Origin of the sequence: Saccharopolyspora kobensis, from assembly GCF_900108315.1 — a bacterium.
Lineage (GTDB): Bacteria > Actinomycetota > Actinomycetes > Mycobacteriales > Pseudonocardiaceae > Saccharopolyspora > Saccharopolyspora kobensis.
The window spans coordinates 102,956-118,473 of record NZ_FNVB01000004.1; the positions used below are offsets into that span (position 1 = coordinate 102,956).

14 protein-coding genes are annotated in these 15,518 nt (G+C 70.3%); 9 read left to right on the forward strand and 5 right to left on the reverse strand.

The annotated features are described in order from the left end of the window. Positions 1 to 52: 52 nt before the first annotated feature. From C4T78_RS13315 to C4T78_RS13335, 5 genes are all read right to left on the reverse strand, one after another. Positions 53 to 463, reverse strand: coding sequence for a hypothetical protein (locus C4T78_RS13315; protein ID WP_177247783.1), 411 nt, complete (start codon positions 461 to 463; stop codon positions 53 to 55). Positions 464 to 498: 35 nt separating this feature from the next. After that, positions 499 to 1,302, reverse strand: coding sequence for an alpha/beta fold hydrolase (locus tag C4T78_RS13320; RefSeq protein WP_093357537.1), 804 nt, complete (start codon positions 1,300 to 1,302; stop codon positions 499 to 501). A 70-nt stretch (positions 1,303 to 1,372) separates the two neighbouring features. Further along, complete coding sequence (locus C4T78_RS13325; RefSeq protein ID WP_093357668.1) at positions 1,373 to 2,422, reverse strand: RNA polymerase subunit sigma-70; 1,050 nt, start codon at positions 2,420 to 2,422, stop codon at positions 1,373 to 1,375. A 100-nt stretch (positions 2,423 to 2,522) separates the two neighbouring features. Next, positions 2,523 to 4,367: a dihydroxy-acid dehydratase gene (gene ilvD, locus C4T78_RS13330; RefSeq protein WP_093357536.1), complete on the reverse strand. Its 1,845-nt coding sequence runs from the start codon at positions 4,365 to 4,367 to the stop codon at positions 2,523 to 2,525. A 147-nt stretch (positions 4,368 to 4,514) separates the two neighbouring features. Then, positions 4,515 to 4,985 carry a PH domain-containing protein gene (locus C4T78_RS13335; RefSeq protein WP_235863815.1) on the reverse strand — a complete coding sequence of 157 codons (471 nt, stop codon included), beginning with the start codon at positions 4,983 to 4,985 and terminating at the stop codon, positions 4,515 to 4,517. A 392-nt stretch (positions 4,986 to 5,377) separates the two neighbouring features. Between C4T78_RS13335 and C4T78_RS13340 the strand changes: the two genes are divergently transcribed. The 9 genes from C4T78_RS13340 (at position 5,378) to cimA (ending at position 15,366) form a co-directional block, all read left to right on the forward strand. Beyond that, the gene (locus tag C4T78_RS13340; RefSeq protein WP_093357534.1) at positions 5,378 to 7,207 is read left to right on the forward strand and encodes an acetolactate synthase large subunit; all 1,830 of its coding nucleotides are present in this window, start codon (positions 5,378 to 5,380) and stop codon (positions 7,205 to 7,207) included. Positions 7,208 to 7,214: 7 nt separating this feature from the next. Next, on the forward strand, positions 7,215 to 7,721 hold the full coding sequence (ilvN, locus tag C4T78_RS13345) for an acetolactate synthase small subunit (RefSeq protein ID WP_093146719.1): 507 nt from the start codon (positions 7,215 to 7,217) through the stop codon (positions 7,719 to 7,721). A 243-nt stretch (positions 7,722 to 7,964) separates the two neighbouring features. Further along, positions 7,965 to 8,960 (forward strand): ketol-acid reductoisomerase, encoded by a 996-nt coding sequence (gene ilvC / locus C4T78_RS13350; RefSeq protein WP_093357533.1) that lies wholly within the window; start codon positions 7,965 to 7,967, stop codon positions 8,958 to 8,960. A gap of 161 nt (positions 8,961 to 9,121) precedes the next feature. After that, on the forward strand, positions 9,122 to 9,367 hold the full coding sequence (locus C4T78_RS13355) for a DUF397 domain-containing protein (RefSeq protein WP_093357666.1): 246 nt from the start codon (positions 9,122 to 9,124) through the stop codon (positions 9,365 to 9,367). A gap of 320 nt (positions 9,368 to 9,687) precedes the next feature. Then, positions 9,688 to 11,283 carry a phosphoglycerate dehydrogenase gene (gene serA, locus C4T78_RS13360; RefSeq protein WP_093357531.1) on the forward strand — a complete coding sequence of 532 codons (1,596 nt, stop codon included), beginning with the start codon at positions 9,688 to 9,690 and terminating at the stop codon, positions 11,281 to 11,283. Between the two features lie 293 nt (positions 11,284 to 11,576). Further along, positions 11,577 to 12,620 (forward strand): 3-isopropylmalate dehydrogenase, encoded by a 1,044-nt coding sequence (locus C4T78_RS13365; protein WP_093146716.1) that lies wholly within the window; start codon positions 11,577 to 11,579, stop codon positions 12,618 to 12,620. Between the two features lie 132 nt (positions 12,621 to 12,752). Then, complete coding sequence (locus C4T78_RS13370; RefSeq protein ID WP_093357530.1) at positions 12,753 to 13,196, forward strand: SRPBCC domain-containing protein; 444 nt, start codon at positions 12,753 to 12,755, stop codon at positions 13,194 to 13,196. Continuing rightward, positions 13,193 to 13,513 carry an ArsR/SmtB family transcription factor gene (locus tag C4T78_RS13375; protein WP_093357529.1) on the forward strand — a complete coding sequence of 107 codons (321 nt, stop codon included), beginning with the start codon at positions 13,193 to 13,195 and terminating at the stop codon, positions 13,511 to 13,513. Before C4T78_RS13370 ends, C4T78_RS13375 begins: the two co-directional genes overlap by 4 nt. Before the next feature lie 221 nt (positions 13,514 to 13,734). Then, positions 13,735 to 15,366: a citramalate synthase gene (gene cimA, locus C4T78_RS13380; RefSeq protein ID WP_093357528.1), complete on the forward strand. Its 1,632-nt coding sequence runs from the start codon at positions 13,735 to 13,737 to the stop codon at positions 15,364 to 15,366. Positions 15,367 to 15,518 lie beyond the last annotated feature (152 nt).

A 15,518-nucleotide genomic window follows, 5' to 3' on the forward strand; every position in this document is an offset into this window, starting at 1 on the left:
GCCGAGACCGTCCTCGGTCCGGCCGGTGACGTCGTCCACCGGCGAGCGGGACTCAGCGGATTCGGGTCTGCTCCGCGTGATAGCCGCCGCCCGGCCAGACCCAGTCGCCGGTGAGGTGGTCGCCGTCGGCGCTGAACCGGGCGCGGTAGTGGGCGGGCGAACCCTTCTCGCCGCCCCAGATGATCAACGCGTCACCGTCGATCTCGTAGACGTAGTCGAGGGTTTCGCCGTCGCCGCCGTAGAAGCGGGACTTGAGTTCCGCGCCGGGTTCGGTGGCGCCGAAGGGCTTCTCGCGGCCGATGATCTCGATGCCGCGCACCCGGTGCCCGTCCTGCTCGATGTCGATCTCCTGGTGCAGGAAGTGCCCGCCCGGCAACCACGAGTAGGTGACCTGGCCGGTGGCGCCGCCGCTCACCCGCCAGGTGCCGACGAGCCGGTCGAGGCCGCGAATGGTGTCGTCCACGGGGTTTCCGCCTTTCAACTGGGAACAGGGGTCGTTCAGCCGCGCAGGAATTCGACGATCGGCGGGGCGAGCTTGGCGGGCGCCATCATCACCGCGCCGTGGTTGAGGCCGGGCAGCGTGCGGTGCTCGGCGGTGGGCAGCACCTCGGCGATGGCGCGGGCCGCGCTGTGGAAACCGGCCGGGCTCTTGCCGCCGGTCAGCACGAGAGCGGGCGAAGTCGTCGACCACTCCTCGGCCTTGAGCGGTTTCCCCTGCTGGGAGTCGCCCATCACCGCGATGTCGTGGGGCAGCGTGTGCGCCATCGCCTTCAGCCCGGACCACACGCCGGGCATCAGCCGCATCATGGCGACCATGAACCCGGGCATGCCCTGCGCCTTGGTCATGAAGTACTTGACCGCCTCGCCGCGCCGGTCATCGGCGAGCAGTGCGTCGATGTGCCGCGCGAAGTCCCACGGCGGCCCGAAGTCGCCCTTCTCGACCACGAACGGCGGCTCGTACACCGCGATCCGTTCGACGTCGAGTTCGACCGCGGCGCGCAATGCGAGCACGGCGCCGGAGGAACTGCCGAACAGCGAGGCCGAGCCACCGGCGTGCTCGATCAGCGCGGCGATGTCCTCGATCTCGCGCTCGACCGCGTAGTCCGCCGCGTTGCCGCTCGCGCCCCGGCCCCGCCGGTCGTAGTTGATGACGGTGAAGTGCTCGGCGAGCAGGGCGGCGAGCTTGCGGGCGTCGGACCGGTCGGCCAGCGCCGAGGACACCAGGACGACGGCTGGGCCGCTGCCGGATTCCTCGAACGCGATCTCGGTGCCGTCCTGCGAGCGGACTGCGTGCTTGGTCATGGCTTCTCCGTCCAGGGGTGTCGTGCCGTCTTCTGCTCGTGTGACGGCCCCTCGGCGGAAAAGGAATCGGTCAGTTCGGCGGCAGCACCAGCGGAAGTCCGGCCGCGGCGAACCAGCGCGGTTCGAACGAGGTGATCGCGGTGATCCGGCCGTCGTCGACGCGCAGCACGTCGAGCACCTGCGCGCGGAACTCCCCGGCGAGGTCGCGAGTCTGCTCGGCACTGGGGCGCTGGACGTAGTGCGCGACGGCGGGCTGTCGGTTCACGCTGGTCAGCACGCTGCGCCACGAGCCGAGGTACCACTGCGAATCCGGGTCGAAGACCTGGCGGGCGAAGTCGAGCAGCGGTTCGCGGCCGACCAGCCAGGCCGGGTGCGGCGGCATCGTCTGCCGCACGTCCTCGGCGAGGAGTCCGGCGAGCGCGTCCAGGTCGGCCTGCTGGTGCGCTTCGACGTACTGCCGGACCAGTGCGCGCTCATCGGCGCTCGGCTCCGCGGACTGCGTCCAGTCGTCCCGGTCGCGGGGCAGCTGCTGCTTCAACGTCGCGCGCGCCCGCTGCAACGCGCTCTTCACCGAGGCCACGCTGGTCTCCAGCAGCGCCGCGGTTTCGGTGGCGGGCCAGCCCAGCACGTCGCGGGTGATCAGCACGGCCCGCTGCCGGGCGGGCAGCTGCTGGATCGCGGCCAGGAACGCGAGCTCGACGGTCTCCCGCGCGACCGCCACCGCGGCGGGCTCCTGCTCGGCGTCGGCGACCGGCTCCAGCAGCCGATCCGGAACCGGTTGCAGCCAGGGAACTTCGACCGGCGGTGCTCCCGCTCCGGCCAGCGGCGGGACCTGGTAGGCGGCGGCCACCCGCTTGTTCCGGTCGATCAGGTCCAGGCACGCGTTGGTGGCGATCTTGTACAGCCAGGCGCGGAACGTCGACCGGCCCTCGTAGGTCTCCCGCCGCCGCCACGCCCGCAGCAGCGTCTCCTGGACGACGTCCTCGGCATCGTCGAACGAGCCGAGCATCCGGTAGCAGTGCACCTGCAGCTCCCGGCGGTAGCGCCCGGCCAGCTCGCCGAACGCGACCTGGTCGCCGTCCTTCGCCGCGGCCACCAGCACGCCGATCTCGTCGGACACCACCCGCCACCTCCTGGTACTCCCGCGCCAACACTAGTGCCCGAAAACGCGAGAACGGGCCCGCATCCGGCAGATGCGGGCCCGTTCTTCCTCCGCGCGGTTACTTGTTGACGTCGCGGACCGCGCCGTAGGAGGCGGAGGTGGCGAGGCGGGCGTAGGCGCGCAGGGCGGCCGTCACCTTGCGCTCGCGGCCCACCGGGGTCCACGGCTGCTCGCCGGCTTCCATCTTGGCGCGGCGCTCGGCCAGCACCTCGTCGGAGACCAGCAGCTCCAGCTTGCGCTCGCGGACGTCGATGAGGATCTGGTCGCCGTTCTCCACCAGGCCGATCGTGCCGCCGTTGGCCGCCTCGGGGGAGATGTGGCCGATCGACAGGCCGGAGGAACCGCCGGAGAAGCGGCCGTCGGTGATCAGCGCGCACTTCTTGCCCAGGCCGGAGCCCTTCAGGAACGCAGTCGGGTGCAGCATCTCCTGCATGCCCGGCCCGCCCGCGGGGCCTTCGTAGCGGATCACCAGCACGTCACCGGGCTGGATCTCCTTGTTCAGGATCGCCGAGACGGCCTGCTCCTGGCTCTCCAGCACGCGCGCCGGGCCCTGGAAGTACCAGAGCTCCTCCTCGACGCCCGCGGTCTTGACCACCGCGCCCTCTTCGGCGAGGTTGCCCTTGAGCACGGCCAGCCCGCCGTCGGCGGTGTAGGCGTGCGCGACGTCGCGGATGCATCCGTTCGCCGCATCGGTGTCCAAAGAGGACCAGCGGTTCTCGGTGGAGAACGCCTTCGTGGTGCGCACCCCGCCCGGCGCGGCGTGGAACAGCTCGATGGCCTCCGGCGACGGCGACTCGCCGCGGATGTCCCACTTGTCCAGCCACTCGGTGAGGCTCGCGCTGTGCACCGAGGAGACGTCGCGGTGCAGCAGGCCCGCGCGGTCCAGCTCGCCCATGATCGCGGAGATGCCGCCGGCCCGGTGCACGTCCTCCATGTGGTAGTCGGAGTTCGGGCTGACCTTCGACAGGCACGGCACCCGGCGGCTGGTCTCGGCGATGTCGTCGAGGTCGAAGTCGACCTCGCCCTCGATCGCGGCGGCCAGCGTGTGCAGCACCGTGTTGGTGGAACCGCCCATCGCCATGTCCAGCGCCATGGCGTTCTCGAACGCCTTCTTGTTCGCGACCGACCGCGGCAGCACCGACTCGTCGTCCTCGCCGTAGTAGCGCTTGGCGATGCGCACCACGGTCCGGCCGGCTTCCCGGAACAGCTCGCGGCGCGCGGCGTGCGTGGCCAGCGTCGAGCCGTTGCCGGGCAGCGCCAGGCCGAGCGCCTCGGTGAGGCAGTTCATCGAGTTCGCGGTGAACATGCCCGAGCAGGACCCGCAGGTCGGGCACGCCGAGCGCTCCACCTCGGTGAGCCCGTCGTCGTCCACCGCGGAGTTCGCCGACGCGGCGATGGTGGTGATCAGGTCGGTCGGGGCCTGCGCCACGCCTTCGACCACGACCGCCTTGCCCGCCTCCATCGGCCCGCCGGAGACGAACACGGTCGGGATGTTCAGCCGCATCGCGGCGTTGAGCATGCCCGGCGTGATCTTGTCGCAGTTGGAGATGCACACCAGCGCGTCCGCCTGGTGGGCGTTGACCATGTACTCCACCGAGTCGGCGATCAGCTCGCGCGAGGGCAGCGAGTAGAGCATGCCGCTGTGGCCCATCGCGATGCCGTCGTCCACCGCGATGGTGTGGAACTCCCGCGGCACGCCACCGGCCTCGCGGATCGTCTCGGCCACCACGTCGCCGAGGTCGCGCAGGTGCACGTGGCCGGGCACGAACTGCGTGTAGGAGTTGGCGATCGCGACGATCGGCTTGCCGAAGTCGTCGTCGGTCATACCGGTGGCACGCCAAAGCGACCGAGCGCCAGCGGCATTTCGTCCATGGGTAGTCGTCCGAGAGCGCAGCTGAGGCATATCCACCTTCTCGTTCGGGAAGCGCGCATTTCACCCGGCGCGGATGTTCGGTGGTGTCAACGGGAACGCGCGCGGCGACTTCCGTCGGAAACATCCGTCACCAAGGGACGCGCCTTGTGGGCGCGGGGAGTGGCGGTGCCGCCGAGATTACTCCTGCGATTCCGGGTTGGGGAGGCGCCCACCGCTCATCACCGACAGGCGGGGCAGGTCGCGCACCCGCACCGCGGGCAGGGTGATCTCCTTGCCGGAGGTCAGCACCGCCTTGAGCCAGCGCTTCTCGTCCAGGCGCAGCGAGGTGACCTCGTCCCACCCGAACCGGTCGCCGCCGAGCGCGGTGCGCACCTTGACCTGGTCCTGGCCCACCGTGGTGCGGGTGCGCAGGATCCACCAGGCCAGGCCGAGCGGGATCAGGTACACCAGCAGGCCCCACGGGTACGCGGCCCAGGCCAGCGGGGTGGCGCAGACCAGGATGGCGAGCACGGCGAGCAGCGATACCGGGGTGATCCGGAAGGTGAGCGACTTCGGGAGCTCGGGCTGCTTCGGCTGCTCGGAGCTCGCCGGGGCGTCGGCGACCTGGTCGTTTTCGGGCTGCTCGGGCTGCTGCGGGGTCTCGCTCACGCCGTCGATGGTCTCACCTGCGCTCGCGCGGCCGCCAAGGTCCCGTGGATCGGGCGCGAATCCCGTCACGACCATGACACGACCGGGCGCGGCGTACGTCACACGCGTGGTGGACAATGCGCCCATGACCTGCGGGTACGGTGCACCGGTCGGTGGTTCCGGGCGTCCCAGGTGTCCACCATGCGGGAGGATCGTCCCGCATGGTTTGACGGAACGTGGTGCGTTGATTAACGTCCTTGCCATGCTGCGACTGCACGACATTCTCGTACTTCCCCGGCGCGTCGACGCCTAGGAAGTTCGCAGCGTCGACGCGCCAACCCTCGTGGGGCCATTTGTGGTCCGCGGGGGTTTTTTCGTGTCCAGCCCAACCTACCGACCTTGAGGCAGACCCGATGACCAGCGCCAACACCAGGCAGAATCCGGTCCCGGCGCCCCCGCCTGGACGCCGTCCGAAGCCCGCACCGCCCAGCGGTGCCCCAGTGAAGGTGACCGGTGCGCAGGCACTGGTGCGCTCCCTGGAATCCGTGGGCTGCGAGATCGTCTTCGGCATTCCGGGCGGCACCATCCTCCCCTCCTACGACCCGCTCCTCGACTCGCAGAAGGTCCGGCACGTGCTGGTCCGCCACGAGCAGGGCGCCGGGCACGCGGCCACCGGCTACGCCCAGGTCACCGGCGAGGTCGGGGTGTGCATGGCCACCTCGGGGCCGGGCGCGACCAACCTCGTCACCGCGCTGGCCGACGCGCACATGGACTCGGTGCCGGTGGTGGCCATCACCGGTCAGCAGAGCACCGCGATGATCGGCTCCGACGCCTTCCAGGAAGCCGACATCTGCGGCATCACGCTGCCGATCACCAAGCACAACTTCCTGGTCACCAACCCGGACGACATCCCGCGCACCATCGCCGAGGCGTTCTACATCGCCGCCAGCGGCCGCCCCGGCCCGGTGCTGGTCGACATCCCCAAGGACGTTCAGCAGGCCACCACCTCGTTCTCCTGGCCGCCGGAGATGAAGCTGCCCGGCTACCGGCCGACCAGCAAGCCGCACGGCAAGCAGGTCCGCGAGGCCGCCAAGCTGATCACCGAGGCGCACCGCCCGGTGCTCTACGTCGGCGGTGGCGTGATCAAGGCCGACGCGCACGCCGAACTGCGCGAACTGGCCGAGCGCACCGGCATCCCGGTGGTGACCACGCTGATGGCGCGCGGCGCGTTCCCCGACTCGCACCCGCAGCACCTGGGCATGCCCGGCATGCACGGCACGGTCGCCGCGGTCACCGCGATGCAGCGCGCCGACCTGCTGATCGCGCTGGGCGCGCGCTTCGACGACCGGGTCACCGGTCAGCTGGCGTCGTTCGCGCCGGAGGCCAAGGTCGTGCACGCCGACATCGACCCGGCGGAGATCTCCAAGAACCGCCACGCCGACGTGCCGATCGTCGGCGACTGCAAGGACGTCATCGCCGAGCTGATCGAGGCGGTCGGCACCGCCACCACCGAGCACGGCACGGCGGACCTGACGCCCTGGTGGGCGCAGCTCAACGACTGGCGCGAGCGGTTCCCGCGGGGCTACGAGTGGCCGGCCGACGGCAGCCTGTCGCCGGAGTACGTCATCGAGCGGCTGGGCAAGATCGCCGGGCCGGAGGCGATCTACGCGGCGGGCGTCGGGCAGCACCAGATGTGGGCCGCGCAGTTCATCGACTACGAGAACCCGCGCACCTGGCTGAACTCCGGTGGCCTGGGCACCATGGGCTACGCGGTGCCCGCCGCGATGGGCGCCAAGGCGGGCGCGCCGGACAAGGCGGTGTGGGCGGTCGACGGCGACGGCTGCTTCCAGATGACCAACCAGGAACTGGCGACCTGCGCCATCGAGGACCTGCCGATCAAGGTCGCCATCATCAACAACGGCAACCTGGGCATGGTCCGGCAGTGGCAGAACCTGTTCTACGCCGAGCGCTACTCGCACAGCGACCTCGGCACCCACAAGCACCGCATCCCGGACTTCAAGCTGCTGGCCGAGGCCTACGGCTGCGTCGGCCTGCGGTGCGAGTCCAAAGAGGACGTCGACAGCGTCATCCAGCGCGCGATGGAGATCAACGACCGCCCGGTCGTGATCGACTTCGTGGTGGGCGCCGACGCCCAGGTGTGGCCGATGGTGGCCGCCGGGACCAGCAACGACGAGATCATGGCTGCGCGCGACGTCCGCCCGCAGTTCGAGGACGAGGAGTGAGCGCGCGATGAGCCGACACACGCTCAGCGTGCTGGTGGAGAACGTTCCGGGCGTCCTGGCCCGGGTGTCCGGCCTGTTCTCCCGGCGCAGCTTCAACATCGAGTCGCTCGCGGTCGGCCCGACCGAGCACCCGGAGATCTCCCGGATGACGATCGTGGTCCAGGTCAGCGACCAGCCGCTGGAACAGGTCACCAAGCAGCTCAACAAGCTGATCAACGTGATCAAGATCGTGGAGCTGGACACCGAAGCGGCGGTGCAGCGGGAACTGCTGCTGGTCAAGGTCCGCGCCGACGCGTCGGTGCGCAGCCAGGTCCTGGAAACGGTGCAGCTGTTCCGCGCGAAGGTGGTGGACGTCTCCCCCGAGGCGCTGACCATCGAGGCCACCGGAACCGCCGATAAGCTCGACGCGTTGCTGCGAATGCTGGAACCGTACGGCGTCCGCGAGATGGTGCAGTCGGGCACGATCGCGATCGGTCGTGGTCCGCGCTCCATAACGGCCACAGCAGTGCGCTAACACCCCGCCACAGGCCGCAAAATCGAAGATCAGACTCGACCTGCGCAGCGGTGCCGGTAGCGGAACCTCGGAGGCCGTCTGAGCTACGGGATCCCCGACTCATGTATGTCCAGTACACAGCGCTGGGGCTGTCCTCGTCAGACGACCTCCGAGAACCCGCGGCGGTGCGAGTTGCGAGAGTGGGCCAAGCGGCTTCGCCGCTTACAGGCAGGTCGAACGTTCGAAAGGAAAAGCTGAACTCCCATGGCAGTTGAAATCTTCTACGACGCGGACGCCGACCTGGGTATCGTGCAGGGCCGCAAGGTCGCCGTCATCGGTTACGGCAGCCAGGGCCACGCCCACGCGCTGAGCCTGCGCGACTCGGGCGTCGACGTGCGGGTCGGCCTGCCGGAGGGCTCCAAGTCCCGCGCCAAGGCCGAAGAAGAGGGCCTGAAGGTGCTGACCCCGGCCGAGGCCGCCGCCGAAGCCGACCTGATCATGATCCTGGCGCCCGACACCAAGCAGCGCGAGATCTACGCCAACGACATCGCGCCGAACCTCAAGCAGGGCGACGCGCTGTTCTTCGGCCACGGCTTCAACATCCGCTACGGCCTGATCCAGCCGCCGGCCGACGTCGACGTCGCGATGGTCGCGCCGAAGGGCCCGGGCCACCTGGTGCGCCGCCAGTTCGTCGACGGCAAGGGCGTGCCGTGCCTGATCGCCGTGGAGCAGGACGCCTCCGGCAACGCCCAGGCGCTGGCGCTGTCCTACGCCGCGGCCATCGGCGGTGCCCGCGCGGGCGTCATCAAGACCACCTTCAAGGAGGAGACCGAGACCGACCTGTTCGGTGAGCAGGCCGTCCTCTGCGGTGGTGCTTCCGCCCTGGTGCAGACCGGTTTCGAGGTGCTGGTCGAGGCCGGCTACCAGCCGGAGATCGCCTACTTCGAGGTGCTGCACGAGCTCAAGCTGATCGTCGACCTGATGTGGGAGGGCGGCATCGCCGGTCAGCGGTACTCGATCAGCGACACCGCCGAGTACGGCGACCTCAGCCGCGGCCCGCGCGTGATCGACGCCCACGTCAAGGAGTCGATGCGCAAGATCCTGGCCGAGGTCCAGGACGGCACCTTCGCCAAGGAGTGGGTGGCCGAGGACGAGGCCGGCCGGCCGAACTTCACCAAGCTGCAGGCCGAGGGCAACGCCCACCAGATCGAAGAGGTCGGCAAGAAGCTCCGCGCGCTGATGTCGTGGACCAACAAGTGAGCTGACGCCGCTCCCGGATTTCGGCGGCGCGCCACCCGCGCGGACCGCCGATGCGAACGGCCCGGTGCACCCCACAAGGGGCACCGGGCCTCGTGCCGTGGCGGGGATTTTCCCGTTTACCAGGGGCGGGATCGTCGCTGCGGGTGAGGTCTACAGTACGCATCGTGAGTGAGAACGAGATCGTCGACGACAAGGCGCACATCCGCCACGAGCTGGACTTCTCCACCGCGGAGTGGATCACCAGCACCGACGACCCCGACGAGCCCGGCGTGGAGATCGCGTTCGTCGGCGGCTACGTCGGCATGCGCAACGGCGCGGACCCGGACGGACCGGTGCTGGTCTTCACACCGGAGGAGTGGGACGCGTTCGTCGCCGGTGCCAAGGACGGCGAGTTCGACGAGCCGTGACAGGCGGGCTGCGCGGGTCGCTCCGCGCAGTCCTCGCTGTTTCACCCCGCGCGTCGGGACGGTTGCGTGACCGCGGGTGCACGGACAGTTCGAACCACTAGTCCGATTAAGTGGCAATTCACCCCACCGGTCTCGCGCCGTTCTATTCGCACCCGGGCTGATCTGCGATAATGCCGTTCAACCGGATTATCCGGGCGGATTGTTCCGAACCGGTGATCCGGGCAACACCCTTGTGAACGCTTTCTCAATCTCCCGTTAAACTCCCCACCCGTCCGGGCACATCGCCGTGCCGACCGTGATCTTCCACCTGGAGTTCGCCCGTGACCAACGCAAGCCGTCCTGTCGTCCTGATCGCCGAGAAGCTGGCTCCGTCCGTGATCGACGCCCTCGGGGACGGCGTCGAGATCCGCAACGTGGACGGCACGGACCGGCCGGCGCTGCTCGACGCCGTCGCCGAGGCCGACGCGCTGCTGGTCCGTTCCGCCACCAAGGTCGACGCGGAGGTGCTGGCCGCGGCGAAGAAGCTCAAAGTCGTCGCCCGCGCCGGGGTCGGCCTGGACAACGTCGAGGTGCCCGCCGCCACCGAGCGCGGCGTGATGGTGGTCAACGCGCCCACCTCCAACATCGTCTCGGCCGCCGAGCACGCGATGGCCCTGCTGCTGGCGGTGGCCCGCAACGTCCCGCAGGCGGACGCGAGCCTGAAGGGCGGCGCGTGGAAGCGCAGCTCCTACGGCGGCGTCGAGCTCAACGGCAAGACCGTCGGCGTGGTGGGCCTGGGCAAGATCGGCCAGCTGTTCGCGCAGCGGGTCGCCGCCTTCGGCACCAAGCTGATCGCCTACGACCCCTACGTCTCGGCCGCCCGCGCCGCCCAGCTCGGCATCGAGCTGGTCTCGCTGGACGAGCTGCTGGCCCGCGCCGACGCGATCTCCATCCACCTGCCCAAGACCGCCGAGACGCTGGGCCTGATCGGTGCCGAGGAGCTGAAGAAGGCCAAGCCCGGGCTGCTGATCGTCAACGCCGCCCGCGGTGGCCTGATCGACGAGGACGCGCTCTACGACGCGCTGCGCAACGGCCAGATCGGCGGCGCGGGCATCGACGTGTTCAAGACCGAGCCGACCACCGAGAGCCCGCTGTTCGAGCTGGACAACGTGGTCGTCACCCCGCACCTGGGCGCCTCCACCGCGGAGGCCCAGGACCGCGCGGGCACCGACGTGGCCCGCTCGGTGCGGCTGGCGCTGCGCGGCGACTTCGTCCCGGACGCGGTCAACGTCCAGGGCGGTGCGGTCGGCGAGGAGGTCCGCCCGTACCTGTCGCTGACCCAGAAGCTCGGCCAGCTGCTGGCCGCGCTGCTGGGCACCACGCCGAGCTCGGTGACCGTCGAGGCGCGCGGCGAGCTCGCCGACGAGGACGTCTCGGTGCTGCAGCTGGCGGCGCTGCGCGGTGTGTTCGCCGGCGCGGTGGAGAACCAGGTGACCTTCGTCAACGCCCCGCAGCTGGCCGAGGACCTCGGCGTGCAGGTCGAGGTCGTGACCTCGCCGGAGAGCCCGAACCACCGCAGCGTGGTGACGGTGCGCGCCGGTCTGGCGGACGGCCGCACCGCGCGCGTCTCGGGTGCGCTGTCCGGCTCGAACCTGGTGGAGAAGCTGGTGGAGGTCAACGGCCGCAACTTCGACCTGCGCGCCGAGGGCAACGTGCTGCTGCTGGAGTACCCGGACCGCCCGGGCGTGATGGGCAAGGTCGGCACGCTGCTCGGCGAGGTCGGCGTGAACATCGAGGCCGCCACGGTCAGCCAGACCACCGACCGCTCCGACGCGGTCATGCTGCTGCGCGTGGACCGTCCGGTCGAGCAGGGCGTCCTGGAGCCGATCGGCGCCGCGGTCGGTGCCCGAATCGTCCGCACCGTGACGTTCGAGTAAGAGTTTCTTCCGCTCAGCGCGGGGTGTGCCGGTTCCGGCGCACCCCGCGCTTTGCATTGGGCGGTTCGGGCCGTTACTGCTCGGTCAGGTGAGGCGCGGGCGGTCCGCGATGTGGGAAGTGCCCAGAGCCGCAGCAGGGAACCGGGGCCCTCTCACCCTTTCGGGGGTCCCACAGTCCGGGAGGCTTCATCCACTTGGTGGGCCCGGCATCCCGCTCGTCGCGCCCGTGCCGGTAGCCTTCGGCTCAACAGTTCGAGCCCCGCAGGTCGGGGTGGTTCTCGGGAGGTGTGTAGATGCGGCTCGCTGTGATCCCCGGCGACGGGATCGGGCCGGAGGTGATTGCCGAGGCACTCAAGGTCCTCGGTGAGGTGGTGCCGGATACCGAGATCACTCGATACGACCTGGGAGCCGCGCGCTGGCACGCGACGGGAGAACTGCTGCCCGAGTCCGTTCTCGGTGAGCTCCGCCAGCACGACGCGATCCTGCTGGGCGCGGTCGGCGACCCGTCGGTGCCCAGCGGCATCCTGGAGCGCGGCCTGCTGCTGCGGCTGCGCTTCGAGCTCGACCACCACGTGAACCTGCGCCCGGCGCGGCTGTACCCGGGCGTGAAGAGCCCGGTGGCCGACCCGGGTGAGATCGACATGGTCGTGGTCCGCGAGGGCACCGAGGGTCCGTACGCGGGCAACGGTGGCCTGCTGCGCAAGGACACCACGCACGAGATCGCCACCGAGGTCAGCATCAACACCGCGTTCGGCGTGGAGCGCGTCGTGCGCGACGCCTTCGCGCGCGCCGCGGCCCGGCCGCGCAAGCACCTGACGCTGGTGCACAAGACCAACGTGCTCACCCACGCCGGCTCGCTGTGGTCGCGCGTGGTGGAGGAGGTCTCGCTGCAGTACCCGGACGTCACCGTGGCCTACCAGCACGTGGACGCCACCACCATCCACCTGGTCACCGACCCGGGCCGGTTCGACGTGGTCGTCACCGACAACCTGTTCGGCGACATCATCACCGACCTGGCCGGTGCGGTCACCGGGGGCATCGGGCTGGCCGCCAGCGGCAACATCGACGCCACCCGCCGCAACCCGAGCATGTTCGAGCCGGTGCACGGCAGCGCGCCGGACATCGCCGGGCAGGGCGTGGCCGACCCGACCGCCGCGGTGCTGTCGGTGGCCATGCTGCTCGACCACGTGGGCCTGGCCGAGGCCGCCAAGCGGGTCGAGGCTTCGGTGGCGTTCGACCTGGCCACCCGCGACCACTCGGCGCCGGGTGCGACCTTCGCCATCGGTGACCGGCTCGCGGCCCTGGTCTCCTCCCGCGAGGTGGCCCCGCAGGCCTGATCGCTCAGCGCGCGAAGGGCGTCCCGATCCGGGGCGCCCTTCTCGTTGCTCGGACGTGCAACCACTGGGTTGCTCTTGGACGAGTCATGTGCAACTGTGGGGTTGCACTGTTCTGGAGGCTCAGGAGTGGTCATGGTTCCCGACCGGATCGAACGCGAGATCGTCATCGAGGCCCCCGTCGAACGGGTGTGGGCGGCACTGCTGGAACCCGCGTTCTGGCTGGGCGAGGCCGACCCGGCAGGCGTCGAGGTGCGGGAGGGCGGCGTGCTGGTGTCCGAGCACGCCGAGCACGCCGAGTTCCCGCAGCGGATCGAGAAGATCGACCCGAACCGCTACCTCTCCTACCGCTGGGCGAGCGGATTCCCCGGTGCGGAGCCGGATTCGGGCAACTCCACGCTGGTCGAGTTCACGCTGACCGAGGAAAGCGGCGCCACCCGGCTGCGCGTGGTCGAAACCGGCTTCGCGGGCCTCGCCGCGTCGGAGGAGCAGCGGCGAAGCTCCTTCGAGGACAACGATGGCGGCTGGGCCGGCGTGCTGGAGGAGCTCAAGGAGAAGGTGGAGAAGCAGCGGGCGTGACCGAACGCGGTGGGGTCGACGAGGTGCTGGCGGCGTTGGCGGACCCGACGCGGCGGCAGCTCGTCGACCTGCTCGGCGAGCGCGGCGAAGCCAGCGCGACGGCGTTGGCGGCACTGCTGCCGGTGTCGCGGCAAGCGGTGGTGAAGCACCTCGCGGTGCTGGAGAACGCGGGACTGGTGACGTCCCACCGGGCCGGTCGCGAGGTCCGCTTCGCGATCCGCTCGGAACCGCTGGAAGCAACGGCCCGCTGGCTGGCCTCCCGGGCGGCCGAGTGGGACAGCCGCCTCGCAGCGATCAAACGCCGCGCCGAATCCTGACATCCGTCCGGATCGTGGGAAGTTCCGGTCAGCTGGTGGTCCGGTGCCGCGTTGTGGCAGCATGGGGACGTGGCTTTCCGCAGTGTGATCATTATTGGCGAGCGCGCCGGGTAGACGACTCCGCACCCCGGCGCGCTGACCTCTCGCATCCTGCGGGGGGTCTTTTTTGTTGCCTGCGCCCGCCGCACCCACCGTTTCCGACGCCACCGGGAGAAGATCCAGTGACCCGCACCCAGCCCGCCGGCACCCCTCTGGGCGACGATTTCCACGTCTACGACACGACCTTGCGGGACGGCGCGCAGCGCGAGGGCATTTCCTACTCGGTCACCGACAAGATCGCCGTCGCGCGGCTGCTGGACTCGCTCGGCGTCGGCTTCGTCGAAGGCGGCTGGCCCGGCGCGCTGCCCAAGGACACCGAGTTCTTCCACCGCGCCGCGGAAGGAGAGCTCGAACTCCGGCACGCCGCGCTGGTCGCGTTCGGGTCCACCCGCCGCGCCGGGGCCAAAGTGGACGAAGATCCGCAGGTGCGGGCGCTGCTGGAATCCCGCGCGCCGGTGGTGACCCTGGTGGCCAAATCGGACCGAAGGCACATCGAGCGCGCGCTGCGCACCGATGTGGCGGAGAACTGCGCGATGGTCGCCGACACGGTGCGCCACCTCGTGGGCGAAGGACGACGGGTGTTCCTCGACGCCGAGCACTTCTTCGACGGCTACGCGTTCGATCCCGACACCTCGCTGCGCGTGCTGGAATCCGCGGTGCAGGCGGGCGCGGACGTCGTGGTGCTGTGCGACACCAACGGCGGGCAGCTGCCGCTGCAGCTCGCCGAGACCGTCGGCGAGGTCGCCGCGCGCACCGGGTTCCGCCTCGGGATCCACTGCCAGGACGACACCGGCTGCGCGGTGGCCAACAGCATCGCCGCGGTGCAGGCCGGGGCCACGCACGTGCAGTGCACCGCCAACGGTTACGGCGAGCGGGCGGGCAACGCGGATCTGTTCGCGGTGATCGGGAACCTGGCCGCCAAGCTCGGGATGCCGGTGCTGCCGGAGGAGAAGCTGCGCGAGCTCACCCGGACGTCCCACGCCCTCGCCGAGATCGCCAACCTGGCGCCCGACACCCACCAGGCCTACGTCGGGCAGTCGACCTTCGCGCACAAGGCGGGATTGCACGCGAGTGCGATCAAAGTGGACCCCGAGCTGTACAACCACATCGATCCCGCGGTGGTGGGCAACGGGATGCGGGTGCTGGTCACCGAGATGGCCGGGCGGGCCAGCCTGGAGCTCAAGGGCGCCGAACTCGGCATCGACCTCTCCGCCGCGCCGGAGGCGGTCACCGGCGCGGTCCGCCGGGTCAAGGAGCTGGAAGCGCGCGGCTGGTCCTTCGAAGCCGCGGACGCCTCGCTGGAACTCCTGCTGCGCGGCGAGATGGCGACCGCCACCGGTGCCGACCCGGTGGAAGCGCCGTTCGGGCTGGAGTCCTACCGGGTGGTCCTCGACCACCGCTCCGACGGCGAGGTGATCGCCGAAGCGACCGTGAAGGTGCACGTGGCGGGGGAGCGGGTCATCGCGACCGCCGAGGGCAACGGCCCGGTCAACGCGCTGGACGCGGCGCTGCGCGAAGCGCTCGTCCCGCACCTGCCGTGGCTGGAGTCGGTGGAGCTGGCCGACTACAAGGTCCGCATCCTCACCGACGCCCGCGGCACCGACGCGGTGACCAGGGTCCTGGTGGAATCCCGCGACGGCGAGGAGGAGTGGACCACGGTCGGCGTCCACGCCAACATCGTCGAAGCCAGCTGGCTGGCCCTCTGCGACGCCCTGGTCTACAAGTCCGCCCGCTCGTCCCTCGCCACCCGCTGACCGGCTCCGCCGCCCGGGCCCGCGCGAGTTTCGCGCGAAATCGACCATCACCCGGGTGAACGTCGATTTCGCGCGGAATCGACCGGTGACCGGGTGACGGCGGGGGCGGGGGAGGGATGGATGGCCGGGGATAGGCTTCCGGTGGAGAATCC

What these genes read in the sequence shown, in the direction of transcription:
- ilvN (WP_093146719.1), top strand. Translation starts at nt 7,215, where the DNA reads ATGAGCCGACACACGCTCAGCGTGCTGGTGGAGAACGTTCCGGGCGTC.
- C4T78_RS13320 (WP_093357537.1), bottom strand. Translation starts at nt 1,302, where the DNA reads ATGACCAAGCACGCAGTCCGCTCGCAGGACGGCACCGAGATCGCGTTC.
- C4T78_RS13365 (WP_093146716.1), top strand. Translation starts at nt 11,577, where the DNA reads ATGCGGCTCGCTGTGATCCCCGGCGACGGGATCGGGCCGGAGGTGATT.
- C4T78_RS13340 (WP_093357534.1), top strand. Translation starts at nt 5,378, where the DNA reads ATGACCAGCGCCAACACCAGGCAGAATCCGGTCCCGGCGCCCCCGCCT.
- C4T78_RS13370 (WP_093357530.1), top strand. Translation starts at nt 12,753, where the DNA reads ATGGTTCCCGACCGGATCGAACGCGAGATCGTCATCGAGGCCCCCGTC.
- ilvD (WP_093357536.1), bottom strand. Translation starts at nt 4,367, where the DNA reads ATGCCTCAGCTGCGCTCTCGGACGACTACCCATGGACGAAATGCCGCT.
- ilvC (WP_093357533.1), top strand. Translation starts at nt 7,965, where the DNA reads ATGGCAGTTGAAATCTTCTACGACGCGGACGCCGACCTGGGTATCGTG.